Raw genomic sequence first — 237 nt, forward strand, 5'->3', positions numbered from 1 at the left:
CGATCGCCGCGCCTTCGATGCCCAGCGCCGGGAACGGCCCGGGGCCGAAGATCAGCAGCGGGCACAGCACGATGTTGAGGCCGTTGGACAGCCACAGCACGCGCATGGAAATGGCCGCGTCGCCAGCGCCGCGGAAGATCGCGTTGATCACGAACAACAGCATGATCACCGCGTTGCTGCCGAGCATCCACTGGGTGTAGCGGTAGCCGTGCTCGATGCTCCAGGCGTCGGCGCCCA

Annotated in this window: 1 protein-coding gene; it reads right to left on the reverse strand. The window is 67.1% G+C overall.

Translation table 11 applies throughout. The features are described 5' to 3' along the window. A partial coding sequence (locus HKX41_13415) for an MATE family efflux transporter (protein NNC25133.1) occupies positions 1-237 on the reverse strand: 237 nt, incomplete at both ends.

Source organism: Salifodinibacter halophilus (assembly GCA_012999515.1).
Classification (GTDB): domain Bacteria; phylum Pseudomonadota; class Gammaproteobacteria; order Nevskiales; family Salinisphaeraceae; genus Salifodinibacter; species Salifodinibacter halophilus.